The 25,776-nt window shown below is 60.3% G+C and carries 18 protein-coding genes; 16 read left to right on the top strand and 2 right to left on the bottom strand.

The annotated features are described in order from the left end of the window. Positions 1–120: 120 nt before the first annotated feature. The 8 genes from HMPREF3170_RS04940 to HMPREF3170_RS04905 all read left to right on the top strand — a co-directional run bounded on the left by HMPREF3170_RS04940 (position 121) and on the right by HMPREF3170_RS04905 (position 11,715). Positions 121–1,800: a SpaH/EbpB family LPXTG-anchored major pilin gene (locus HMPREF3170_RS04940; RefSeq protein WP_070478191.1), complete on the top strand. Its 1,680-nt coding sequence runs from the start codon at positions 121–123 to the stop codon at positions 1,798–1,800. A 142-nt stretch (positions 1,801–1,942) separates the two neighbouring features. After that, a complete protein-coding gene (locus HMPREF3170_RS04935) occupies positions 1,943–2,851 on the top strand; it encodes a class C sortase (RefSeq protein ID WP_246814918.1) in 909 nt (302 codons plus the stop codon). Then, positions 2,851–3,765, top strand: coding sequence for a SpaA isopeptide-forming pilin-related protein (locus tag HMPREF3170_RS04930; RefSeq protein ID WP_070478189.1), 915 nt, complete (start codon positions 2,851–2,853; stop codon positions 3,763–3,765). Before HMPREF3170_RS04935 ends, HMPREF3170_RS04930 begins: the two co-directional genes overlap by 1 nt. Positions 3,766–3,786: 21 nt before the next feature. After that, entirely contained in the window at positions 3,787–7,362 is a 3,576-nt protein-coding gene (locus HMPREF3170_RS04925) for a VWA domain-containing protein (RefSeq protein WP_070478187.1), read from the top strand. Between the two features lie 291 nt (positions 7,363–7,653). Next, positions 7,654–9,891, top strand: a complete 2,238-nt coding sequence (locus HMPREF3170_RS04920) for a hypothetical protein (RefSeq protein ID WP_070478185.1) — start codon at positions 7,654–7,656, stop codon at positions 9,889–9,891. After that, a complete protein-coding gene (locus HMPREF3170_RS04915) occupies positions 9,881–10,489 on the top strand; it encodes a 5' nucleotidase, NT5C type (RefSeq protein ID WP_070478182.1) in 609 nt (202 codons plus the stop codon). Before HMPREF3170_RS04920 ends, HMPREF3170_RS04915 begins: the two co-directional genes overlap by 11 nt. A gap of 442 nt (positions 10,490–10,931) precedes the next feature. Continuing rightward, positions 10,932–11,216, top strand: a complete 285-nt coding sequence (locus HMPREF3170_RS04910; RefSeq protein ID WP_070361871.1) for a type II toxin-antitoxin system TacA family antitoxin — start codon at positions 10,932–10,934, stop codon at positions 11,214–11,216. Beyond that, positions 11,206–11,715 carry a GNAT family N-acetyltransferase gene (locus tag HMPREF3170_RS04905; protein ID WP_070478176.1) on the top strand — a complete coding sequence of 170 codons (510 nt, stop codon included), beginning with the start codon at positions 11,206–11,208 and terminating at the stop codon, positions 11,713–11,715. The genes HMPREF3170_RS04910 and HMPREF3170_RS04905 overlap by 11 nt, the downstream gene beginning before the upstream one ends. A gap of 99 nt (positions 11,716–11,814) precedes the next feature. Here the strand turns inward: HMPREF3170_RS04905 and HMPREF3170_RS04900 are convergent, their stop codons facing one another. Then, the gene (locus HMPREF3170_RS04900; RefSeq protein ID WP_070478174.1) at positions 11,815–12,384 is read right to left on the bottom strand and encodes a type II toxin-antitoxin system RelE family toxin; all 570 of its coding nucleotides are present in this window, start codon (positions 12,382–12,384) and stop codon (positions 11,815–11,817) included. 2 nt (positions 12,385–12,386) lie between these two features. After that, on the bottom strand, positions 12,387–12,695 hold the full coding sequence (locus tag HMPREF3170_RS04895) for a type II toxin-antitoxin system Phd/YefM family antitoxin (protein WP_070478173.1): 309 nt from the start codon (positions 12,693–12,695) through the stop codon (positions 12,387–12,389). Between the two features lie 685 nt (positions 12,696–13,380). Here HMPREF3170_RS04895 and HMPREF3170_RS11710 point away from each other — a divergent pair. The 8 genes from HMPREF3170_RS11710 (at position 13,381) to HMPREF3170_RS04860 (ending at position 25,667) form a co-directional block, all read left to right on the top strand. After that, positions 13,381–13,554, top strand: a complete 174-nt coding sequence (locus HMPREF3170_RS11710) for a hypothetical protein (RefSeq protein WP_168161622.1) — start codon at positions 13,381–13,383, stop codon at positions 13,552–13,554. A 50-nt stretch (positions 13,555–13,604) separates the two neighbouring features. Beyond that, positions 13,605–13,733, top strand: coding sequence for a hypothetical protein (locus tag HMPREF3170_RS12035; protein ID WP_256365840.1), 129 nt, complete (start codon positions 13,605–13,607; stop codon positions 13,731–13,733). Between the two features lie 135 nt (positions 13,734–13,868). Beyond that, positions 13,869–14,768 (top strand): polyphosphate kinase 2, encoded by a 900-nt coding sequence (ppk2, locus tag HMPREF3170_RS04890; protein ID WP_070478171.1) that lies wholly within the window; start codon positions 13,869–13,871, stop codon positions 14,766–14,768. An 845-nt stretch (positions 14,769–15,613) separates the two neighbouring features. Further along, positions 15,614–16,120 carry a DUF2335 domain-containing protein gene (locus HMPREF3170_RS04880; RefSeq protein ID WP_141742204.1) on the top strand — a complete coding sequence of 169 codons (507 nt, stop codon included), beginning with the start codon at positions 15,614–15,616 and terminating at the stop codon, positions 16,118–16,120. Positions 16,121–16,292: 172 nt separating this feature from the next. Next, positions 16,293–22,040, top strand: a complete 5,748-nt coding sequence (locus HMPREF3170_RS04875) for a CshA/CshB family fibrillar adhesin-related protein (protein WP_070478163.1) — start codon at positions 16,293–16,295, stop codon at positions 22,038–22,040. Between the two features lie 5 nt (positions 22,041–22,045). After that, a complete protein-coding gene (locus HMPREF3170_RS04870) occupies positions 22,046–23,575 on the top strand; it encodes a SpaH/EbpB family LPXTG-anchored major pilin (RefSeq protein ID WP_070478162.1) in 1,530 nt (509 codons plus the stop codon). 11 nt (positions 23,576–23,586) lie between these two features. Further along, positions 23,587–24,825 (top strand): LPXTG cell wall anchor domain-containing protein, encoded by a 1,239-nt coding sequence (locus HMPREF3170_RS04865; protein WP_141742203.1) that lies wholly within the window; start codon positions 23,587–23,589, stop codon positions 24,823–24,825. After that, complete coding sequence (locus HMPREF3170_RS04860; RefSeq protein ID WP_246814917.1) at positions 24,822–25,667, top strand: class C sortase; 846 nt, start codon at positions 24,822–24,824, stop codon at positions 25,665–25,667. The genes HMPREF3170_RS04865 and HMPREF3170_RS04860 overlap by 4 nt, the downstream gene beginning before the upstream one ends. The last annotated feature ends 109 nt before the right edge of the window (positions 25,668–25,776 follow it).

The following is a 25,776-nucleotide window of genomic DNA, read 5'->3' as shown; positions in this document are numbered from 1 at the left end:
GGGGGGGGGGGGGGTAGATTTGGGGTGTTCCCAGAGTTGGGCCACTGACGTGTGCGCAAGAACCGAATCTTCTTGAAGTGCACTGAGGGCCCCGAGCAACCTCTTTTGGAAGGAAACCAAATGGCAATTGCCCTCAAGAAAACCGCCGCGATCGCAATCGCAGCAGGCCTGACCTTCGCTGGCTCCGCCGGCATCGCGGCGCAGGACGCGATGGCGCAGACGATGAATAATGAGCCAGCTGTGGCGACGGATGTCCTGGATGCCGGCACGATTGGTGATGCACCGGCCAAGCTGACGATCCATAAGATGGTGAACCCGACCGAGCTTCGTAACGCTACCGGTGAAACCGATAAAGACGCCTCTGGCAAGCCATTGCCAGGTGTGAAGTTCACCGCGCAGAAGATCAATGGCGACATCACCGACCAGGCGATCTTTAATGACATTGCCAAGTTGGCAAATGATCGCGACGTTGCAGGTGCTAAAAAGCGTGGTCTCGAGGGAAACCTTTACGAGGGCACAACTGATGGTGACGGCAAAATCTCCTGGGAAGGTATGCCGGTAGGCGCTTACCTTGTTGAGGAAGTAAGCGCACCTGAGGTTAAGTCCCCTGAAACCGAGACGTACGTTCTTGGCCAGCCGTTCATTGTGTTCCTGCCGATGACTACCCCAAAGGGTGACGGTTGGAACCGCGACGTTCACGTCTACCCGAAGAACTCGATGGCGAAGGTCAGCAAGACCGTCGTTGATCAGGATAAGAACACCAAGAGCGACGGTGCCGGCGAGTCTGGCAAGCCTGGCTTCCTCGGTGCACGTCCAGCAGAGAACGCTGTAGTTGAGTACACCCTGGACGGAGTCGTCCCGGCTGCTCCGGAAGGTCGCGAGCTGAAGAACATCACCCTTACCGATGCTTCGAATAACGCTGAGCTTCAGTGGAACGATGGCTTTATCGTGAGCGTTGAACGTGTTCGTGGTGAGGATAAGACCAAGATCGACAAGTACACTCCATCTGAGGTTCAGGCGCTCGATCCGCAACTGAACAACTCGAACATTGCAGCTGGGGCTAACCAGACCTTCAGCGTCACGGTTAACCCCAAGGAAGCAGACCTGCAGCCTGGTGACATCGTCCGCGTCACTGTGAAGGCGACGATGTTGAAGGATGACACTGCTTCGAAGGGTATTGAGAACTCGGTGAACCAGACCTTCATCTTCCACGACCCGAAGGCACAGAAGGATGATGAGCCAAAGCAGACGCCACATGACAAGGTTGTGACCTACGTCGGTGACATCTCTGTGTACAAGCGTGGCGAGGTTGATGGCAAGGAGAACCAGCCACTTGCTGGTGCCGAGTTCCAGATCGGCAAGTGCAATGCCAACAAGGACGACCTCGAAGGTGCCGCCATCCAAACTGGCGTTACTAACGCAGATGGCAACTTGACCTTCCCGGGCCTCCACGTGACTGACTGGGTCAATAACGCCGCGCCAACTGAGACTGTAGCTAATTACTGCATCAAGGAGACCAAGGCTCCTAAGGGCTACGAGACTCCGAAGGGCAAGGCAGCGGTCCGCGAGATCGTGCTGACGAAGGAAACGACCAACAAGCTCAATACAGGTAAGACCGCATTCGAGGCTGTAGCTGACTCGAACGAGATCGCTAACGGCGCCGTTGTCGACAACCTGAAGAAGACCACGCCGACCCTCCCGGCCACCGGTGGCATGGGTATTTTGATCGTGGCCCTGGCGGGTCTCGCGATCATCGGCGGCGGTGTCTACACGGCACGTCGTAACTCCCGCACTGCGTAATCGGTACGTGATGTAGGAGACTCTGCGGGGCGACAACCTGCCCCGCAGGGGATGGCCGGTCGGCGGGACGGCTTGAAATTCCCGCCCCAGTTTTGGAAAGAAGGGGACGTCGATAAGGCGTTCTGGATGAAAGGAAGACGCGGTGGCAACAGAGGTGAAGGCGAAGCATCGGCGGGAGCCGGCGCAGCAATCGTTCTACCAGCGTATGGCGCTGCCGGTCATCCTGGTGCTGGTGGGCATTGCGGTGCTCATGTACCCGGTCATTGCGACGCAGTGGAACAACCGGGTGCAGGAGCAGGTAGCGAAGCTCTACGAGGAAGAACTGCAACAAACACCAGTCGAAGAAGTAAATACGGCATTCGAAGCCGCGAAGGCGTACAACGAGGCGCACACCGACGGGCCGATCCTCGACCCGTGGCTCGCCCGCATCAGCGAAGACAACGCTGATTACAAGGAGTACGAGCGTCAGCTGGAGGGTGTGTCGGCGATGTCGCAGATCGCGATTCCGGCGATTGACCTACGCCTGCCCGTTTTCCACGGCACGGCGGAAGACACCCTGCAGAAGGGTCTCGGTCACCTGTACGGGTCGGCGCTTCCCACAGGTGGCAAGGGGTTCCACTCGGTCATCACGGGTCACACAGGCTTGACGACGTCCACCCTGTTCGACAACCTTTCCGACATCAAAGTCGGCGACGCCATCTATGTATCCACGTTTGGCGAGCGCATGAAGTACAAGGTGTACGACATCGAAATTGTCCTGCCGGATGAGACCGACAGCCTGCGCGCCGACCCCGAGCGCGACCTGCTGACGTTGATCACCTGTACGCCGTACGGCATCAATACGCACCGGTTGCTCGTCCACGCGGAGCGAGTACCCATGGACCCAGACGAGGCCAGCGTCCTCGACGACTCCACCTCCACCCTGCAGTGGTGGATGTGGGCCCTCGGCGGGGTGTCCCTGCTGATCCTGCTGGCGCTGATCTGGTGGGTGTACCGCGAAAAGAAGAAGAGCGACCGTTCCGGCGCTGTGAACGAGGAGGTTCTGTCCTAATGCGCTTGTCCCAACTATTGGCAGCGTGTGGTGCAGCCACGATGCTCGCCGCGGGTGCGTTTACGCCCGCGGTGGCTGACGTGCGCCCAATCAGCGGTAATGACGCCAACCTGAACCCGGCGAGCATCGACAAGAGTAAGCCGATCCAGTTGCTGCTGAAGAAGCAGGGCACCAACCCGTACGATGAGGTGCCGGCAGGCCAGAAGCCTCCAGCCATCGCCGGTGCGAAGTTCACCTTATCGAAGGTGCGGGGCATCGACATCACCACGGAGCAAGGCCGCAACGTGGCTAAGAAAACCACGCTTGACGACGCCCGATCGCGCGGCCTGGACGTCGTCGAGACGAAGGCGACGAACCAGCGCGGCGAAGTCCTCTTCGACAACCTCACCCCGGGCCTGTACCTGGTGGAGGAGTCCGCCCCGGACACGAAGTACGAGTACCACCTGAGCAGCCCGAAACTGCTCATCCTGCCGCTGCCGGACGAGCGCGGCATCCGCTACGAGTACGAGAACGTCCTGGTGATGAAGTGGGACAAGAGCTACGGCACCCCACCACCGTGGGAGCCCTCGGAGCCGCCATCAACCACGCCGACGAAGCCCGGCAACACGGCGACCACGACGAAGACGACGACGTCGACACCCCCGCGGGTGAGCACCACCATCCGCACCACCTACACCACCACCCCTCCCGGTGGCACCCCGACAACGGTGACGACCACGGTGCCGTCGACAATCGTGACTACGAAACCGAACGGCGTGGTTACCACCGTCACCCACCCACGTGCGGTGCCTGAGGGCGAGCGCGGGTCGCTGGCGTCCACCGGTGCGAACGTGCTGTGGGCCGCAGGACTTGGCGGACTGTTAATTGTGCTGGGGTTGTTCCTGGCGCGGCGAAGCAAGAACGAGACACGGTAAAGCGGAAGTAGGGAAAGAAAGATGCGAAACTTTATCAAACCAGCAGGATCTCCTGCTCGGCACCGTGCCCGTGGACTTGCTGCCGTAGTTGCCTCGGTGGCGTTGGCCGCCGGCTTGGGGGCGTACCCGGCCGTGCAGGCGGAGGAGACCACGGCGGTCTCCGACATCACTACCGACGACGCCGGCCTGCCCACCTACTCGTGGATGGACGACGACACACCGTCGTCCTCCGCCACGCCTTCGGCGCCGGCCGCAGCGTCGGCCTCTAATTCGGCCTCTGCATCTGCTTCGAAACCAGCAGAGGCCCCGGCCACCGCGAACCCCGTGACCGTCGAGCGCAAGGGCGACATTGACCGCATCGTGGTCAACGACCCCGAGGGCGACGCATGGGAGTTCGGCGGCAAGGCGTCGAAGGAAAACATTTTCGCGCTGCAGCGTGAGGGCAAGGGCGAGATCAAGGAAGTCCTGTCCGTGACCGCTGACGGCCGCAAACTCGAGCCTTACGACTACGGCTTCGTGAACTCCGTTGACGGCGGTTTTGTCGCGTTCAACCTGAACGCCCTGCACACGATTCCGCCGATGGTTGTCGAGATCGAGGTCCGCACAGTGGGTGTTGGCGAGTACGCGATCGCTAATAGCAATGAGGTGCCGTCTGAGGCGCAGCTTGCGGAGTCTGGTTATGGCAAGGGGCGCCCGGCGGAGGAGGCTCCGGATCAGTCAGTGGGGCAGAACCGTGCAGTAGCCACGATTCCTGGTTACCCAGACACATTGCTAAACGTTAGTGGCCTGAATACCGAATGGGTCAACAACAATCCGCAACTGACGTTTAAGGTTGGTGGGACGGAAAAGATCTACCGTCTGACTCGTTTTGCTGTAAAGAAAACGCGCAATGACTCGAACACTAAAAACATCGAAGGTCCTGTAACCATTCGGGTCATTCGCGACGGCGGTGAGGTGGTGTCCAAGACCTATAACTTCACGACCGTCGGTAAAGGCGCGAACCCAGATGTTCTGAACCAGCGGTTCTGGAACAAAAATGCGCAAGAGAAGTCGTACGACACCGAATTCCGCCTCGTACCCGAAGTGGATGATCTGAAGATCAAGAGTGGCGACACCATCAAGCTGACTCTCACCGGCCCGCCCAACGGTCAATACGGCGTCCAGGTCTGGGGGCAGGGTATATTTACGCCTGCTCCGTCGGATAAATTCCGGCTTGAAGGCGAAGGCGTCCTGGTCAAGGACCTGGGTGTCACAGGGGATAATCCCTTTGTGTCAACCGGAGAGTTCCTCCAGGATTCTAACTTTGAGCGTGCGTACGTGCGGGTACGTGCACCGAATAGTCCCCTAGCGATCGAGCGCTACGACGTGACCGTCGACCGCATCGAAGATGGCGTCAAGCTGGAGAAGCGCGTCATCTCAGCGACCGCTGATGAAGTGGTTTATGAGGTGTACCCGGTATCAGTGGCTACGGGGAAGCGCCTACCGTCGGCGAAGGTGCCGAAGGACGCCAAGATTGCAGCGACTGCCAAGTACCCTTCAAGACCGCGAGCCGTTGAATCAACAGTCACGGTTTTCGGATCGCCTGCAGAAGACGCGCCAAAGCCAACCGTTCCTAGTGAAGCGCCCAAAGGGCAGCTGATCTCTTCGACATACCCCAATCCGCCGATGCCGAAGAAATGCGGCCTCAAGATCGCAATCGTGGCAGACCTTTCGACATCGCTGAGCTACGCAGATTACAACGGCTTTGACGCCAGCAAGAGCGCAGCCAAGCAACTGGCGAAGTCCTTGCAGGGTACACCGACTGAGGTCGGTATCTATTCTTTCGCCGACCGCGCTGCGAACAATAGCGGTGGGCCGCAACCTGTCGATGGACCCAACGGCGAACTGAACCCCCAAATCACGACTGCTATTGATAGCTGGAGGTCGGGGTCGGTTGGTGCTGCGACCAACTGGGAAGCAGGTCTTCGAGCTGTTAAAGACGGCAACTATGACGTCGTCTACTTCATCACCGACGGCATGCCAACCAGTGACAATTCGGACTGGCAGAATTCGCTCCTGGAGCACAAGCGTGACGGAAAAAACTACGGCGCGTTTGTTCAGGAGACTTCGCTGAACAGGGCAGTGATTGCTGCAGATGAACTGAAAAGTAACGGTACCCGGGTAGTGCCTCTGATGGTCGACCTGCGGCTCGGTAAGAACCGAGAATTTGTGGTTGAGCGAGACTACGTACTTAAGAACCTCAAGGATTACGCAGAAACTGCTAAGAATCGATACTCATACAGGACTGCTACGGGGTTGCAAGTCGGAAGCACTGCAAAATACCCCAACCAAGACATCTTGGTCAACATTGAGGAAGGGCTCAAGCAGGGAAACTCAGACCAACGGCTGTTCCGGTTTATGCACAATCTTGATGATGGCCGGGAAAAGAGCGGAAAAGAAAGGCCTCCGCGACTGGACGGCAAAGAATACGTGAATGATACACAGTGGGGAATCGAAAACCTCACGCATGGTCTCCGCACCGTGAAGTCGATGGGCGAAGATATTTCGGGCCCTAACGACACGGTCCGTCTGAACAGCTACGGTCAGTTGACAGGTGAGCTCAAAAAGCTCGGCGAGGAGGTATCCCAGCTGTGTGAGGGCAAAGTTATCGTGAAGAAGCAGATTGTCGATGCCTCCGGAAATCCGCTGCGCAACAATGTGAAGGACTGGGAGTTTTCAATTTCCAGCGACGCACCTGTCGTCGGTTTGCAGGATGGCCGCACACGCTTTGCGGATCAGCAGCTCACTTCCGTCAAGGAAGGTGCAACCTCCGAAGGTAACGTCCCCGATGATCAGGCGAATGCCGTATGGCCGATTCACTCAGAGCGTCCAGTGGAGGTCGCAATCGCCGAGACCCAGCAAGAGCCGTACCGTTTGTACCAGCGTGGTGGCAAGAACGCGGTGTGTACGCAGAAGCTGAAAGGTGAAGAGGCCAAGGCTGCGGATGTGAAAAACGACGGTGAAACCGGCTTTAAGGTTGGAATTCCGGCAACGGAAGACGGCCACCTGGCCACCGTGACCTGTACCGTAAGTAACACTGAGGAGGTGGAGGAAATGGTTCGTCTCCAGCTCCAAAAAGTGGATGCCTCTGACACCGCCACTGCACTGAAAGGTGCCAAGTTTGTGGTCCGTGAAACGCCGACAGGTCCGACGACACTGCCCGTCGAGTGGGATGAATCGACCAAGTCCTACCGGACGGACACACAGTTGGTACCGGGTACGGAGTATTATCTCGTGGAGACACAGTCTCCGATTGCCGAGGACGGACAACCCTACACGCTGCTGGCCGCTCCGGTCAGGTTCAAGATCGTTAATGACGAACGTGGCTATGTTGTACAAGTAGCTCGAGGTGACACCTGGACCTCTGAACTTGCTGACGCCGGCCTTTGGACAAAGCGGCCAAACCAACCAGCAGATGCAACCGCGTACCTTCAGGTCGCAAACGTTCGTCAGGGCAACCTGCCCAAGACTGGAGGCTACGGTTTGCAGGCGCCGCTTGTGCTGAGCAGTATGCTGATACTCCTCGGTGCTGCGTTGGGTAGGCGCCAGATGATGTAGGTGTAAGGCGTTACGCCAAGTTTCTCCTCAATAGCGGCGCAGGTATCACCGTAACCTGCGTCGCTTTCGTTTTTTCGTGAATGGCTATATCCATTTCCAAACCTGGAGGTTGTCCAGGAGAGCGCCGACACAACCTGCGGGCTTTGCGCGGAACGCTGCGATCGCTGAGGAGCAGCTTCGTGTTGTGGTACTCCGTCAGAAAGTGCTGCGCAATCGCCGAAAATTCCTCTCACAGCACTGCTAATCTATTTGACGTATTGCCACGAAACGGACAGATAGAGATACCAGACAATGCATCCCTCGGGTACCGCCAACAAAGACGAATCCATAACTTTTCTGCAGTCGATCATTGATGATCAGGTGCGAAAGACCGCAGCGGTAACGAACCACGAGCTCAACCAGTCGACCGACCAGAAAACAGGCCCTCGGGCGAGCTCTGTGTATGAGCCCCCGGCCGACGACGACGCGTTGGGTGCTGCAATTCTCCCACTGATCACGGACTGGAATTGGGTCAAGCGCCGGGTGGAAACCATGCAGCTCATCACCAATGGCCAAACCCGTCGCCGCCTGAGCTTTGACTTTGAGCTCCCTCATTCAAAAGCGATGTACTACGGTGATTCGACCGAGCAAGCAGTCGTGCCTTTAACGTTCTTGCGTAAAGGGATGCTGATCAACTTGGATATTTCGCTGGCGGGAGAGCCCGTTTCGTCCCTCGAGTTTGGTCCGAACGGAGGGCTCACGTATCAGGCAATGCGCCTGGTGGCTCAGGAATTGAACCTTTCGGACTACCTTAAGCCCGTTGTGGGACACCTTGGGCTAGGTGAGCTTAAACGACTCATCAACCACGGCATCGCGGACATCATCTACAGCTCAAGAACGGACCGAACGGCGTACTTCACCGATACCGTGCGAAGGGTTCAAGATACCCACCGGCATCACCTTTTTGCGACACTCGCCTTATCAGCGTCATTGATCCGCAACCAGTCATCCCTGGAGCCGGTGCAACTCTCACTATGGCGGTTAAATGCGGGCCAAATTACCGTTGGAGGAAAAGTCGTCGAGAGCGAGCAGGGGGAATCCACCGATGTTTTGGATTCGTCGCTGGGCGTTCACTGCCTAGCCCTCGCGTTAATGCTGGCGATCGAAAACAATCGGCAAAACAGTGTTGTGCTCGAGCAAATCGAGCTCCTCGGCTGCCTCTTGTCGACGACCTCGCTTTCGTATCTGTTCACGGTAGTCGCACCGGCAGAGAAGCTTTGGGAGCGATCGGATAGCAAGAACGCCTTCACCCCAAAGCGTTGCACCGCAAAACTGGTGTGCGATGCCGAAGAATCTAGCTTCAACCCAGAAGAAGACGGCGACGTTGGAGATACGAACGGCAGAAAGCCTGCAATCTTCCATGACGTTTACAAAGTGTGGGAAGAAGAAGATTGTGTAGAAGTTTCACCAGACAGGCTCCCACAGCGAACCCTGTGGCCATATTCGCTCAAGAGAATACAGTGGGTGACCAAGGTTACGCTGGCGTATTCCACGCTGTCTGCTAGAAGCACACACATTGAAATCGAGCCTCCCGAGAATTCAACGGTGGTGCGCCTGATTGGACTCGTCAACGCGTCGCTCGTGGAACACAGCGATGACGGCGGAACTGCAGCTCGCGTTGAGGAAGCTACGGGACAGGTTGAGGTGAACAGTCCTTGCGTGAAAGGCGTCAATCTAGGCGGTGGGGCGTGCCACAACGATCCGCGGCCCGTTGATGAATTCTACAGCCGGATGGGCAAGGAATCTCCCCACGGTACTTCGCGTACGTCACAGTCCCGGGTCCATTTGTCGAATACGTCTCCGCAGCGCACACTTGCGTACTTGCAGGTCTGGCTCGCTCCTCAGCCAGGGTTGTCGCCGCTTTTGGCGAATATCCTTGTATGGATCAGTTTGCTTCTGAGCTTCTTCTTTACCTGGCACGTGGCGGCGTCGAACAACGATGAAGACGATGCAAGCTTGTTCAGTGCAGTAGGTATTGCATTGGACAGTTACGCAATTCTTTTGGCGCTTTTTGGTGTTTTGTGGTTTACAACTGGTACCCACCAAGTATCCAAACACATGTGGTCAATTCCCAAGGTGCACGTCGCTTGGTCTGCGGCCATGTCGCTCGTATTACTGATTTCCCCGGGCGTCCAAGCCGTGATGCCGGATCATGCGATTTGGGTGCAGGCACTCTTCCTTCTGCCTGTAGCGTACTATTTGGCGGCCTCGACCCAATGGGTTTACAGGTATACGAAGTTTTGCTCCCAGGAGTACAAGAACGTAGACACCATTATCCGTTCCGTGCGGAAAGAAGAAACCCTTATGAGGGAGTCGGTCTCGGTGATGGAGACCGGCGCTTGGGACTGCGAGTACCTCACGGATCGGTACGCTTGGTTCCACGGGCACAGATTTGATACGAAAGAGTACCTGAAAGACCTGCAGAAACAGGCTGAAGAAATTGCGTCGAAAAGCACACTACAGAAAGAACTAGAAAACGATGACCAATAGTTTTACAGGCAGAGCAATCGTCGGGCTCGATCTCGACGGCGTATGCGCCGACTACACTGCCGGCCTCCGGAGATTCCTCGCGGAAGAGCGGGGTATTGATCCCGCAACGCTGCCCGAACCCGAGGTATATAACCTGGGCAAAGCCGGATGGGGCTTTGAATCCACCCGCGATTACTTGGATGCACACCAGCGCGCTGTGAAGGCAGGGCTTTACCGCGATTTGCCCGTGATCCCGGGCGTTTCAGAAGCAATGAAGAAGATCTCCGACGCCGGAGCACACATCAGGGTAGTCACCCACCGCCTCATCTTCGGGTCCAGCCACAGCAAGATCGTCTCGGACACTGCAGCCTGGCTTGACGACGCCGGCATTCCATACATGTCCCTCTGCTTCACAGGACTCAAAGACTCCGTCGGTGCCCACTGCTACGTCGACGACTCGCCCGACAACATCGAAAGCCTCGAACGCATGGGCTTCCACACCTTCATTTACAACCAACGCTACAACCGGGACGTCCCTGGCCCCCGAATCCAGAACTGGGAAGACGGTGCTGACCAAATCATCGAATACCTCAGAAGCATCAGTCAGTTGGATTCTTGATCTGGGTGTGGTCAGCGAGCTTACTGAGTAGACGGGCATCCAATTCTCTGCGAATGGCATACGTGCGTGTGTGGTTTCAATCAGCAATTGCTTGAGGCTCTGGTATTATCAAAGGACGTTAGCCCCGAGGCTACCGGCGCTAAAAGGATTGCTTTTAGCTGCGTCAAGGTCCCTCGGGGTGCTTGTTTTTAAGGGAGACATCGGGGAGTCTGAACATGCCTTTTAAGGGCTTATGGGAGGCCACGCTCTGAAGCGATTGTGTTCTTCGGGATGGTGGTGTTGGACCTTTCTGGTTCGGACTAACTGCACCGCATAAGGGCGGTGGTGGCGTCGTCAATTAGCTTGCCCTGCACCCATGGCGATGCCGACTCCGAAGTTCTGAGTCTTGTCCTCATCTTCTTGTGTGTGTACATTGTGGGTACAAGGTTTTTGGGAGGTTGAAATGGCTGTGAAGGATAGACGGCTGAATCTGCGCACATCGTCAGTGCAGGAGGAGTGCCTGCGGCGTGCGGCGGAGGTGACGAATTCCTCGGTGTCGCAGTTCGTGCTGGAGAGCGCTGTTGAGCGCGCTGCCAGGGTGCTTGCTGATCAGAGGCTCTTCGTGTTGGGAATGGATGATTTTTCTCGTGTGGAGGAGTTGCTTGCTCAGCCTGCCGACTTTTCACGGCTAGGTACGCTTTTCGCTGAGGAGACTCCTTTTGGCAAGGAGTTCAGCTTTGGAAGCTGAAGGGATTCTGCAGCCGCCCCGTCGGTTGGAGAAGTCGGATAATCGGTCCGAGTTTCGGTGCGGGGAGGCGTCGCTTGATACGTGGTTTCACCGCTACGCGATGCAAAACCAGCGTGCCAACAACTGTGCGGTGTATATATCGACGTGGAATGAGCGGGTCGCTGGCTTCTACGCGGTGTGTACTGGGGGTATCGTCGCTAAGGCTGCGCCGGAGCGTTTTGCGAAAGGACGGCTCGATCCCATCCCGGTGATCATCCTCGCACGGCTTGCGGTTGACCAGGATGCTCAGGGGAAAGGTGTCGGCAAGGCGCTGCTGCGTGATGCGTTGGAGCGCTGTTTTACCGTTGCCGTTAAGGTCGGTGCCGTGGCGGTAGTTGTGCACGCGCTGGACGAGCGGGCGAAGAAGTTCTACATGCAGCACGCTGGTTTTCAGGAGATGCCGGGGCAGCCGTTGCATCTTCTGTTATTGGTGAAGGGGATTGAGCGGTATATGGCGTGATGGGGGGTGGGGCTGTGCTATTTGAGCGTTTGGGATCTCTAGGACGGGTCCTCGCTGACCAATGTCGCACTCCTTTGAGGCCTTGACAGGATTGGGGCGTTAACTCTCTTTTGGCTTTGACCAGTGTTCTGTGAGCAGTCGCTGGGCCTGTTCCTTGTCCAGCGCAGATATCTCTTCCTGGGGAAAGTGGAGTTCAGTTGCGAGGGCCTGTGACAGCCACTTGGGAAGCTCCTCTGGGGGATTTGGCTCTGGGTGGGGCTCCACGTCGGTGTAGCGTCGTCCCAAGATTGCAACAACTTCGTTCAGCGGGTGAGTGGAAAGCTTCTCGGAGTGCTTCAGTTGTTTGAAACGCTTCGTCACTTCTTCGTACACAGCACTATCTGCGCGGGCACCGGCAGCCCACACTTCAGCGATTTCGAGAACTGGCACGTGGTTGTTGTCAGTACAAACACGCCATACGATGCGGTAATGTCTGTTACCCACTATGAGCTTGCGAAATCCGACTAGACCGCCGAGTAATGGTTCACCTGCATCAGGCGCTCGTTCCAGCAGCAACATCTTTTTCAAAACCTCGCGGACAATTTGCGGATCTTTGCGCTGGAGGGTTTCCAAATCGTTGATGGCGTCGTCAATGAGACGGACTCTTGCACGAGGTAAATTGTGCTGCATAGCTACGCTTTGTGGCTGCGAAGTTCGGCCTCTAGCTCGGCCTCTAGCTCCGAGCGAGAAAACCCTAATTGCTCGATGACTTCGTCGAGATCTGTGCGGTTGCCTGTGTCGGTGGCGACGCGAACCAGCGCCAATGTTGCGTCCTGAAGTGTTTCGCGGTCGCGGAAAAGCTGTTCCAGCTCGTTGGCGTCAACAAGTTCGGCCACGACCTTTCCGTGACGTGACAGGGCAACGCGGGTGTGCTCCTCAACAGAAGAAACAAGCCCCGAGATGCCGCGGCGGGACGCTTCAGTGATAGATAAAGTCTCCATACCTAAAAACTATATAGAAATCTGTGTAGTTTCAAGGTGGGTGTTTGCGGGGCTCGGTTTGGGTGTTCCGGGCTGGTCTCCGCCGTCCAGCGTCGCACTCATTAGGTACCTCGAAACGAATAGTGCTGCCACTCTCGTAGCGCGGTACAGGGCTCATGATGGAAGCACTGGTGTCGTCATTTGAAAGCTAGAGTGCGTGGCACGTTGCGCAGGTCCGTTGTCCGTTAGCCGGGGGGGCGTTCGGCTTTACCGAACGTTCGCTAATGCCGAACGCTTCTTATTGGTGGGTGAGCGCTTTAGCCGCAACGGACCACGCTCAGCAAACTTTCAGAAATACGGGACCGCGAAACAAAGGTCCGAGTGTCGCTTTTATGCAGGAAACTCAAAGAAACGGTAGAAGAATAGTTCGCAGTCACCTGTATAAACGTGTTTCTGCAGCTTAAGTAGTATTTATACTTTTGGGGAATGTGCTGGGGAAACTTACTTGAAAGTTTGTGGATGTGTTATGCATGTAAGGTACATGCAGCGGGTGCCCCTAATGTGAGGTGAATCATTTTCAAAGCCTTGACGTGAGCTAAAAATACGTGCAAAATTAGCCACTAAGACACCCCAGCAGGGGGTCGAGAATAAGAAATTCAGATACTCGGGCGAACGCCCACCGTGTCACAACCTGTAAGGGGTAAGTATGGATCTCGCAGTCATCACCGACGCGCTGAAGGACTTCAACACCTTCGCATCCGCAATCGTTAAGCTGTTCCGCGTTGTGCCGGACATCCTGATTCGCTTTGGCAACCTCGGCGATCCCGACAAGGTCGGCAGGACCTTCGAGCAGGCTGCTGCCATCAAGAACGCTAAGTAGCACATCCACCTTTTCAATCTGATCGAAATACTTACAGAGGAGATAAATCCATGAAGGCTTTGGAGAACTGGGAGCTGCTTTCTTCCGATAACCACATCGCAGGCGCTCTGCTCACCATTCTGGGCAAGCTCGGCGACGCTGCCGACGCTATCGTCAAGCTGATCGGTCTGGTTTCCTAAGACCCCTGATACAAACCCCGCCACAAACGTGGCGGGGTTTTCTCGTTAGGAGGGCGTGGGAAAACGGGGGTGGCGTCGATAAATAAAAACCAACAAACAGCGCCGATACGGGGGCAATGGGGTTAAGCTAAATACATGGCTGACCACAAGGATGACGAACTCCCAATGATCGACCTCGCCGCCGTAGAAGGCTGGATCGTCGACGACACTGATGAAGATGACCCGGCGCTGCTCATGCCGGACGGGACGCCAATCGAAACCTGGCGCGAAAACTACCCCTACGAAGAACGCCTCAGCAGGCACGAATACGAAGAGCAAAAGCGTGCCCTCCAAATCGAGCTATTGAAGTGGCAGAACTGGACCAAAGACACTGGTCAGCGCCACATCATTATTTTTGAGGGTCGTGACGCAGCAGGTAAGGGCGGCACCATCAAGCGCTTCAACGAGCACCTCAACCCGCGTGGTGCGCGCACCGTCGCCCTTGAAAAGCCGAGCCCGCGCGAATCCACCTCCTGGTACTTCCAGCGCTACATCCAACACTTCCCGGCCGCCGGCGAAATCGTGTTCTTCGACCGCTCCTGGTACAACCGCTCCGGCGTCGAACGCGTCATGGGGTTCTGCACCGAATCCCAACACGCTGAGTTCCTCCGCGAAGTGCCGATGCTCGAGAACATGATCCTGGGCTCCGGCATCTCGCTGACCAAGTTCTGGTTCTCCGTGACACAGAAGGAGCAGCGCACCCGCTTCGCCATCCGCCAGGTGGACCCGGTTCGCCAGTGGAAGCTCTCGCCGATGGACCTCGCATCCCTGGACAAGTGGGACGACTACACCAACGCGAAGGAAGAGCAGTTCCGCTACACGGACACCGACGAGTCGCCGTGGATCACCATCAAGTCGAACGACAAGAAGCGCGCTCGCCTTAACGCGATGCGCTACATCCTGAGCAAGTTCGAATACACGAACAAGGATCATGACGTAGTGGGGACGCCGGATCCGCTGATCGTGAAGCGTGGTCGTGATCAGATCGGGGACTAGGGAGTAGGCCTATCTGGGAGGCAGCAACGGAAAGGGAGGACTTTCCGTTGCTGCTTTTCTGTTGGGTGCGTTTGTGGGGGATCTGTGAGTTGGCTGGGCACCATGGGGGCGTGGATTGGCGGGATTTCAGCGCGATGTGCCTTAAGGCTCCTAGGGCTCAATTCCTGGGGTAAGGATAGTCATCACGCGCGGAGTCGAGATTTTGTGAACAGAATTGCAGATGGGAGTAATGCCCCTAAGCCGGGCTTTCAATAAAGGTGTAACGCAAGAGGCCCCCAAAGAATGGGGGCCTCAAGGATGGATGCACATGCGCCTGGCATGTGCCCGCTAGGCGAACACTTTAGCATGGGTAGCCCGTCCGTTAGCCAAAGTTGGTTAGGCAAAGCCGCGCTGCTAACAAAATAATGCAGAAGGCGGCTTCTGCGCGGAGTAGCTGTGGGATTAATGGCTAAAGCGGGCGGACCGGCGGTTTGAGAGTTAATCGTTGAGGTGCCTCGAGCCTGCGGGAGGAAGCTGGTCTAGGGCCACATTCCGTATGTGCCTCGAGTATTGTGAGCTGGTGAAACGTCGGCCTTGATGGGGCAAATTGAGGAATTTGGTGCGTGGACGGTGGAGGCTGATGTCGCCTGTGCTTACCTGTCAAAACGGGATGCTGATGGCATAATTCTCATAGTGTAACGGCTATGGGACAATAAACGTTCTTTACCAGGAGAAGGAGGGGGATGGCTAATGAGCACTCGAACGATGAATAACATGGCCCATGGCAGGGTGATAGCTCGCTCCAGCGACGGTCGGATAATTCGGGAAGCACGTATCGACGATCCAGCGGAAAACCTGGAGAAAGCGTGGAAGCAAACGGGGCAGGCACTGCGGCAGGCGATAGACGCTCAAAACAAGATGATGTTTTAGAAGCCGAGGTGCTAGATCAGGTTAGTAACGGGGTCACGCATGATCTCGTGAGCGTGATGCGAGTTGCTCCTTTGCCTCATCCTAGTGAGCTTCAAGCTTACGAAGAGGTCGAAGCTGGTTTAGCACACAGAATTGTCGCAATGGCAGAGGACTCTGCTGGCGCGGCGAATGAAGCGACAAGGTCCAACGCCGCAGTCAACTACGCTCTAGCCGAATCAATCCGTGAAGAGGGCAGAGCGGTGAGAAGAGGACAGTGGATGTTTGTCTGCCTAGCGGTTTTGTTTTTGGCTGTGGCAGTAATTCTTGAGCTGCTTGATCGAACTCCATTTGCAACGGGCATGGGGATTCTCGGGTTCTTGAGCCTGTTGGGCAGTATGTTTATTCCCAAGAGGAAGACCCAATGGGGTCCTTCAGGAAAAGGGGAAGAAAGCTCAGCAAGGTAGAGTGGAGTGCCTCATAGTGTGCCCACTCCAAAAGCAAATGTCCACCCCTATTAACCTGGGGTTTCTTACACTCCGGTAAGTATTGCTGTTCTCTCCTTGCGGGCGGTACCATTGCGGTGTTTTACATCCATAAAAGCTTCAATGGAAGCTAGGGCAGCAAAAGGGCGGTTTCATGACAACAGCGGGTTGGCCAGTACTTGGCGAACCGCCTCGGCTGCGACGAGCCACAGCGGCAGTAATCGTGTTCATGCTGCTCGCGCTGGTGACGGTGCTCGGAGGCCAAAGTACCGCGAGTGCAGCTGACGCCAACAGTCGCGTCAACATTGGGGACTGCTCCTTCCGTAAGGCGGATGGGGACGCCAAGAAGTGGGCGAACCAGATGTGCTGGATTGATGCGTCGGATATCGCGAAGCCGGGCACACACAATGTGACGAAGCACTTCGGGGATTACACCCTGACGTACACCGTTACGGTGGAGGCCTCGGATACGGGGGCCGGGTCGAACAAGGGGAGCTTGTCGGCGGGGCAGCAGCCGCCGTGGAACCGTGCGGCGTTCGGTAACCAGATTGCGGGCCAGTCATTCTTCGTCGCTGAGGCGGGCGCTACCGCGAATGACATCTTCCAGACGGAGAGGAACCGCTTCGTGAGGTTGTCGTTTCGGGACGTGAAGTTTACGTACCGTGGGCAGCCGCTGCCGTCGTTTCGCATGATGGTCGCGGACGCCGAGTCCACAGGCAGTGTGCTTGGTGGCGAGATGATCAGTGTGGACATCTCGAACTCGGGCGGCACGGGCACGGTGAACCCGCCAATTAAGCTGACGCCGAAGGGCAGTTACGAGGCGTGCCGTAAGACGTTCGGGGCGGGCGTCGAGAGGAATCAGTGGCAGTGGGCCAACATGGGCGGCAAGAAGCGCGACTTCATTTGCGATAACGATGCCGGCGGCACCTACGGCACCTTCCTGGTGGGGTTGGATTCGCCGACGGAGTTTGAGATCGGCATTGCGTCGAACTCGGGTGGCAACGCGAGAAACCCGGACCCGCGCGGCAACCAGGCGTTCGCGATGGCGATTGCGCTGAACCGCATCTCTACTCAGACCGGCAAGGAGCTGGGCACCGCGGACACGGTGGCGCAGCAGGCATTCACCGGCGCTGCGGACAAGCCGGTGACCAGGATTTTCACCCAGGACGGGCAGCATCGCAACTGGATTGAGCCCGTCGGTGGTTCGAGCACCACGCCGGTGCTGCGCCGCCTGAACGCGGACGGCGTGCCCGAAGATACGGTCGGGTTGCAGTCGACGATGAGTGGCAAGGAGCTGGCGTTCCTGCGCTACTCGCCGGAGTGGACCTGCAGCGCGATTTCCGCCGACGGTGATACGGATACCTTCATCTACGAGCCCGGTGCCAAGGCCGGGGACGCGCCGACGCGCCTGACCCACGACGGTGCGCCGCTAAGCCGGGCGGAGGCGGAGAGCCTGGGCATCTGGTTTAAGGAGAACCGCGCCGAGGGCAGCGCGGAGGTGCAGTTCACGAACAAGCAGAACCGCGAAATTAACTGCAACGTGCACTGGAAGTCCCATTTCGCACCGGCATCGCTGGAGCTGAACAAGCGCGTCACCGGCACGGCGAGCAACTACGCGGAGCTCGCCGGCAAGAAGTTCACCATCGCCTACGCGTGCGCGGCCCCGGCAGGGTTCCAGGTCGCGTACCCGGACGTGAAGCTCAGCGGGTCCCGAGAGGTCACACCCGGCAGCCCCCAGCTTGTCGACGGCCTGCCAGCCGGCGCCACGTGCACCCTGAAGGAAACCGCGCCTCCTGTGGTGTCTGGCGCTGACCTAGACCTGCAGTGGGATGGTGTGCAGCACGGTGTGCCGAATCAAGGGGGCGTCGAGAAGAAGGTGACGCTGGCTGACAAGCTGCCTGTTGAGGCGGACAACCAGTACACCGCGCGGACAGCGACGCTGCAGCTGCGCCACCTGGTGCAGGGCCCGGCGGCGACGCCTGCGCTGCAGAACCAAGCGTTCACGTTTGAGCTCAGCTGCCCAGCCACGAACGCGCCCGCGCGCCGGGTGACCGTGCGTGGCGACGCCCCGGCAACCCTGGACAACGTGCCACGCGGGCAGGACTGCGTGCTGCGCCCCGTCGAAGGGCTCACGGCTGAGCAGCAGAAGTACCTCACACTGACCAGCAGGGACGCCACCGGTGCGACCCAGCAGCAGGACGGGTTGACGCTCCGACTGCCAGCAGATGGCACGCAGCCGACCGTTCCCGTGGAGATCCGCAGCACCTACGACTACCGCACCGAACAGGTAGAGGTACACCAGGTGCTCACTGGCCCCGCGGCGACGCTCCCGGCCGTGACGCGGCAGGGCTTCGCCGCCGCCTACACCTGCACGGCCCCCGACGCCACTAAGCGCGAAGGCACCCTCACCGTGCAGGATGGGCACGCCCTGATCCGGGACATCCCGGTGGGGTCAACCTGTACGCTCACTCCACAGACGCCGACGCCCGCACCTGAAGACGGACCGAATCAGACCTATGAGCTGCAGAACACGTCCGTGGAACCGCAGACGCTGACCGTCGGTGACGGCAAGGCAGAGGCGTTCACCATCAACCGTGCCTACGACTACAAGTACGGCACCGCGCAGCTCGCTAAGGCGGTCACCGCGAACGGCGTGCGCGGTCTGCCGGGGAATTACACGTTCAACTTCGCGTGCGGTAGCCGAAACGTCGTCGCCAATGGGCAGGTCACAGCGGTCAAGCTCGAGGGCGCCGCAACGGTCGCCCCCGGCGCGCCGGTCACGCTGAAGGTCGGGGACCCGCGTGTCGACGACGGCCCCGGCGGCACCATGCGCGTCCCCTACGGCAACACCTGTACCTTCACTGAGGATCGCCCGCAGCTGCCCGGCGGCGTGAACTGGGACACCGACGTGGACAACGCGACGCTGACCATCACCGCCCCGACCAACACGGCTACGGTGAACAACACGTTCACCCCGACCGGCAACGGGCTGACCATCACGCAGCGCTACACCGGGGAGCAGGCGCTGTACCCGAAGGTGGGCGTCGATTATCAATTGACGTGCGGTACGTTCCAGGCAGCCTTCCAGCTTGTCGACGGCGCCCAGCGCTCCTTCACCGCCGCCGAGATCCCGGCGGGCACCCAGTGCACCCTGGAACGACGCACCCTGCTGGACACTGAGCGCACCAACAGCCAGGGCGTTCGATACCCGATCACGCACACCACCGTGGGCCACTACGCGCCGGGCGGCGAGCAGGCCACCGAGCTGGCGCCGGGCGTAGCGTTCACGGTCGGGGAGCGCGCCACCCTGGCGATGGAGGACGAGTTCGCCTACCAGCGGGCCACCATCACCGGCGTGAAGAACGTCCAGTTCGATCCGGCGACGAAGCACCTCATCGCGCCCGCGAAGCAGGAGGCGTGGCTGCAGAGGGAGTATCCGGCGTCGCTACGCTGTGTGCTGCCCGACGGCACCCCGGGCGCTTCCTTGCAGGCGTCGGTGCGCAACGGCGTGGTGATTACCCAGGATGACCTGGTGGTTGGCAGTAGCTGCACCGTTGCCGAGAACCCGCTGACCCCGGAGCCGGGCATCCACATGGCGGCCACCACCACCGTTGATGGCAAGGCGGGCAACACGTTTACTATCGCGAAGGCGGGCAACAAGGTGGAGTTCGTGAATACGTTCTCCCGCCACGTCACTGATGCCACGGTGCAGACGGGGGTCGAGTTGCCTGGTCAGGCGCGTGCGGCGTACGAGGCCGCGGGCAACACGCTCGACGCGGTACTACCCGCACACCCGGTGACGGTGGTGTGCCGCGACGGCGACGCCGAGCTGCTACGGCGCAGCGCCACCGTGGACGGAGAGGGCACGGTTACCGTTCACGGCGTGCCTGTGGGTGCGGCCTGCACAGTGGAGCTCGGTGGGTATGCGCCGCTGCATCTGCAGGCGGATACGCAGGACGGTCCGCTGCAGGCGACGGTGGTGCCGGAGTCGGTGGACTGGTCGGTGAGCCGGGGTGACGCGACGCTCGCCACCGGCAAGCCACTCGAGCAGTCCAACGCCGTGGCGCTGTCGCCAGCGTTTGTGGTGGAGGAAGACGCCGCGCAGAACGCGGTGCGTGCGACGAGCCGCTACGCCTACCAGACCGCGCCGCTGACCCTGCGCAAGGACGTCGAGGGCGCACCCGCGGACCTGCGGCTGCTCAGCGAGGCGAATACGATGCGCTTCGCGCTGCAGTGCCGGGCGCTTGGCACCGAGCTAACCGACGTCCCCGGCGTGCCCCTGCATCTGACGCCGGCTGACTTCACCGCGGTGGACGGCGGGCTGCGCTACGTCTCTGCCGGGAGCGCGGGCGCTGCGGTGCCCGTCGGCGCGCACTGCAGCCTGCGCGAAATCGCGATGGAGAACGTGCCCGCGCAACTGAGCGTGACCACCGCGCAGCCCAGCGCCGAAGCGGACGTCACGGCGAACGGCGCACAGCTGCACCTGGTGAACCAGGTGAGCCGCCGCACCACCAACCTGCAGGTAGCGATGCGCCAAACCGGGTACCTCGACGGCGCGGACCCCGCAGGCTATACCGGCCAGCTGGTGTGCAAGGACGGCGACGCCACTTTGTCCACCGGGCGTGTGCAGTTCGGCCTGGCGGACGTGCCTGAGCGCCCACTGCCGCGCGAGGATGCCGTCCCGGTCACCGGGCTTCGCACCTTCGAGGTGCCTGCGGGCACTTCCTGCAGCCTGACCATGGATTCCGCAGGAGCCTTGAGCGCCCGCGGTGAGGTGGAGGTTGCCGCTGGTGACCGGCGCCCATACCTGGGCTTTGCTGCCTGGGAGCGGGGCGCATACAAGGGCCCTGCGGCCACAGTCGACGAGGTCGCGCCGCAGGACGTGCGCGCAAAGGAGTACGAGTACTCCGTGGCCGTCCCCGCGGACGCACCGGATGCCGACGCGGCGGTGGACCCGGCGGTGGTCGTTGGCGTGCAGGCGCACCACCCGCGCGCCACGGTGGACGTTGCCTTCATCAAGCGGGCCGCGGGCGCCCCGGAGGCCGACGGCGTCTATACGTTCACCGCGAACTGCGGCGACGGCCAGCGCGACCCCTTCGATCTCCGCAGTGGTCAGACCCACTTGCTGCGTGGGGTGCCCGTCAACAGCGAGTGCACCGTGGAGGAACAACAGGCGGAAGGCACATACACGTTCGCGTTGACCTCCCAGGGCGCCAAGCTGGGGGAGGGCTACCTCACCGAGCTGGGTATGCCAGCGGTCGGATTCAAGGTGCTCGCCCCCGATGCCACCGACACCCGCCGCGCCGGTGACGCCTGGACCGCGACCGCACTGAACAAGTTCGCCAGCGTGGCCCTGAGCAAGCGCATCGCGGGCACCCCGCTGTCCAGCGTCACCAGCGTTGCTGACACCGCCCTGCTGCCCGACAACGCGACCACCATGGACATCACGTACGAGCTGACCAACTCCGGCCAGTTCGACCTGTCCAACATGGTGCTTCGCGACCCAGCCCTGGCAGGCATGACGGTGCACACCCCCGCGGGCCCGCAGACCATTGGGGAGCAGGGCACCATCCCCGCCGCCGCGTGCGAGGCAACACGCGCCGCGCTGGCCCCGGGCCAGACCGCCACGTGCACCATCACAGTGGACATCCCTGCGGAGGGCACGTTCCGTCACCGCGGCACCGCAACGCTGCAGGCGGCTACGGGCACCCTCGGGATGGTTAGCGCCGAATCCACGTACGGGGCGCTGCGCGTGCCGTCGACCATCGGCTGGTTGTTGCCCGATACCGGCAGCACTACACTCGTGTGGATTCTGCTCCTTGGGCTGCTGATCTTCGGCTTCAGCGCCCGACGCTTCCTTACACAGACTTCAACCTCAACAACTCCAACAACAGAAAGTTAGACACCATGAAACACATCATTTCTCGCACAGCACTTGCAGTATCAACCGCGGCCGCGGTCGCGTTCGTCGGGCCGGTGGGCGCCTCCATCGTTGCGACGATGCCAGCCGCCGTCGCCCAGGCGCAGGTCGACGTCAACCACGCCACCAAGCTGACCATCAAGAAGTACGAGGGCGAGCCGATCGGTGAGGGCGGCAGCCTCGACGGCATGAAGACGATCAAGGACGTCACCTTCAAGGTCGAGCGTATCGCTGATATCGCGCCGCTGAACACCGCGCAGGGCTGGGAAGACGTCGCCACTGCCGGCGAGAAGAAGGTTGCCGATCTGTCGGCGGACCCGAAGTTCACGGCGAAGGAAGTCGCCACGAACGCTGACGGCGAGGCCGTGTTCACGGACCTCGGCGTGGGTCTCTTCCGCGTCACCGAGCTGCGCGCCGAAGGCGCGAAGCACTCCGTGGCAACCCCGTTCCTGCTCACCCTCCCAGTATTCGAGAACGGCGAGGCGAAGTACGAGCGCACCATCAGCCCGAAGAACCAGATCCTCGAGCCGAAGAAGTCGCTCATCAGCGAAAACACCACCCTTGGTGACAAGGCCCGCTACCGTATCGACGCCCCCATCCCAGCATTCGGCCCGAACCCGGAAGGTGACCAGCTGAGGGTCGTCGATACGCTGTCGGCGAACCTCAAGTGGAGCCAGGCCGAGCACCCCGTGCAGGTGCAGGTGCTGAAGTCCGCCAACGACAAGGCCCCGGAGACGCTGGCTGCGGGCACGCACTACACCGTGGCCGACGCAGGCGGAAACACCATTGACGTGACGTTCACCGAGAAAGGCCTGCAGAAGCTGCGCGACCTGCGCGCCGCGCACCCCGGCCTGACCGTGCGCACCGAGTTCGACGCGACGCTGGTCGACCTGCCCGCGAACGGCACGATCGACAACACCGCGCAGGTGTACTACTCCAACGACGAGAAGCCGCACAACACCACCCCAACCGACGACCCGGACGGCGGCGCAACGACGCTGAACTTCGCCAATGTTGAGGTGACCAAGCTGCTGAACAAGCAGGCCAAGGACGGCGAAAAGAACGGCGCCGGCGCCCAGTTCCAGATCTTTACCTGCACCAAGCAGAACGACGGCTCCTGGAAGGTCGAACAAGGCACCACCGCGCAGCGCGTCGTCATTGACGGCAAGCCCGGAACGACCCTGACCGCCAACCAGACCGTCGCCGACGGCGAGCACGCCGGTGCCGCCCTGGCGAAGGCCAAGGGCCTCAACCTGACCAAGAAGAACAACACGTTCGCCGACTACTGCGCAGTAGAAACCAAGGGCGTGCCCGGTTACCTGAACAACCCAGAGCCACAGCCACTCACCTACGACGAAGCCACGAAGACACTCACCGGCAGCGTCAACAACGTGAAGGACAACCTGTTCGGCCGCCTGCCAGCAACCGGTGAGCGCACCATGCTCATCATCCTGGCGCTCGGCGTGGTGCTCTTCGGCGGCGGCGCTGTTTACCAGCTGCGCTCCCGCAAGGCATAAGTAGGACAGCGGTGAGCAACCCAGGGACTGCGATGGCGGTGGCGCTGGCCGTAACGGTCGGCGTTGCCGGCGTCGGCATGCCCGTTTTCGGGCCGCCCGCTGCGGTGGCTGCGTCACCGGGCAGCGTCACGGTGGACCTACGCGCCGCCGCAGGCGTCGACGGCCTGGACACCATCGGGGAGCGCACCGTCACCGCCTCCCGCATCACCACGGTCGACATGAGCACCCAGGCCGGGCGCGAGGCGCTGGCCTCCCTCGACGTGCCACGACTGCTGCGCACGCAGCCCGACGCGTTCGTCGAAGTGGCCACCGCGCGCACCAGCGGCGGCCGCGTCACCCTCGACGGCCTGCAACCCGGCGCGTACCTGTTCACGCTGGGCGACAGTGAGGCGAAGGCGGCGTCGCACGTCTTCTTCGCGCCCTTCGTGGTACCCGTGACGGAGGGGTCCGCACGCACCGTGGAGCCGAAAGCCCAGCATTTGAGCGTGGTGCTTGAGGCCAACCGCCAGCGCGTCCACCCCGATGAGGACGTCACCTTTACCGTGCGCGGGGTGGCGCCCAACCCGTCTGACGACGGCACCATCAGCCACTACGAGCTCATCCTCACGCTCGCCGGAAACCTGGAGTTCTCTGCGGAGCCCGCGGTGCGCATCAACGGGGTGGCGCTCGGCCCGGGCGATGTCACCTTCCACCGCGAGGGCAACCGCCTGCGCGCAGTCTTGACCAAGTCTGGCCTGGCCAAACTCGCGCGCGCCCGCGCCACTGACGCCAGCACCACCGTCACGCTGGAGCAACACGCACGCGCCACCGCGGCAGGCACCGCAGGTGCCGACGCCACCCTGACCACCAACGGCATGGACCCCGAACGCAACCACGTCACCGTGGAGGCCACCCACGCCGACGTGCTCATCGAGGCACCCGCGCAGCAGGGCTCCTCCAAGGGGGACCGCCGCTGGCTGTGGGGCCTGCTTGGCCTGTTGCCGCTGATACCGCTGCTGCCAGGGTTGCCAGAGCAAGCAGGCTCATCGGGCCCGGCTGGACCGTCGCCTGCGGGCCCGCAGGGGACCTCGCCGAAGACACCAACACCAACAACTGAGGGGCAGCCCTCGCAGGACGGGCCGCGCGGCCGCGTCGACCAAGTCCTCGCCTACACAGGCGCCAACGTCATCTGGCTCGCACTGCTCGCCCTCGCCTTGATCGTTGCGGGATGGTTGCTGGCGCGTCGAAAAGAAGACGAGAACGAACAGTGAGCCAACCCAACCGCAAACGCGCCGGGAACCTCATCTCGCTCATCGGGCTGATCCTCGGCGCGCTCCTGCTGCTCTACCCAATCGTGGCCACACTCGCCACCAACGAACAACTCCGCCGCCAAGCCGACGCCTACAGCGAACACACCACCAACCTCAGCGCCGAAGAACGCGACGCCCAACTCGCCCGCGCCCGCGACTACAACCAACGCCTCCTCGCTACAGGCACGCACGCACGCCCACCCGCCCCAAACGACCCCGACATGCCCGACTACATGGCACAACTCAACCTGCCAGGCTCCGGGGGCATCATGACGCGCATCCGCATCCCCGACATCGGCGTCGATCTGCCCGTCTACCACACCACCGCACCCCACGTCCTCTACGACGGCGCAGGCCACATGTTTGGCTCCACCCTCCCCGTCGGCGGCGACGGCACCAACGCCGTCATCACTGCCCACACCGGCATGGTCAACGCCGCCATGTTCGACGCCCTCCCAACCCTCAAAGCAGGCCAAGACATCTATATAGACGTGATGGGGCAGCGGCTGCGCTACCAAATGGTCGACCGCGAAGTCGTGAAACCGGACCAGTACCAGGCCGTACGCTACCAACCAGGGGAGGACCGCCTCACGCTCATCACCTGCACCCCCTACGGACTCAACACCGACAGGCTGCTCGTCCACGCTATTCGCGTGCCACTCGATCCCGACGCCCCCGAACCGCGCGTCACCGGCCTGGGCATCAGCTGGTGGATGATCCTCGTAGCACTGATCGTGCTGGTGGTGTTGCTACTGATTCTGTACAGGCGGTGGAAGCGTCGGCGGGACGCTGCCGAGGAGTAGCTGGGAGTTAGCTGGGCACCACGATCCACGGCGACGGGCTGGCGACCTGGGGAAATGCTGCGCGGGTCTGCTGAAAACCGGAAATGTGGTGCTTTGAAAGTGGAGGGAA

Origin of the sequence: Corynebacterium sp. HMSC08D02 (assembly GCF_001807505.1) — a bacterium.
Lineage (GTDB): Bacteria > Actinomycetota > Actinomycetes > Mycobacteriales > Mycobacteriaceae > Corynebacterium > Corynebacterium pseudogenitalium.
This window is presented reverse-complemented; position numbering and strand designations above follow the sequence as displayed.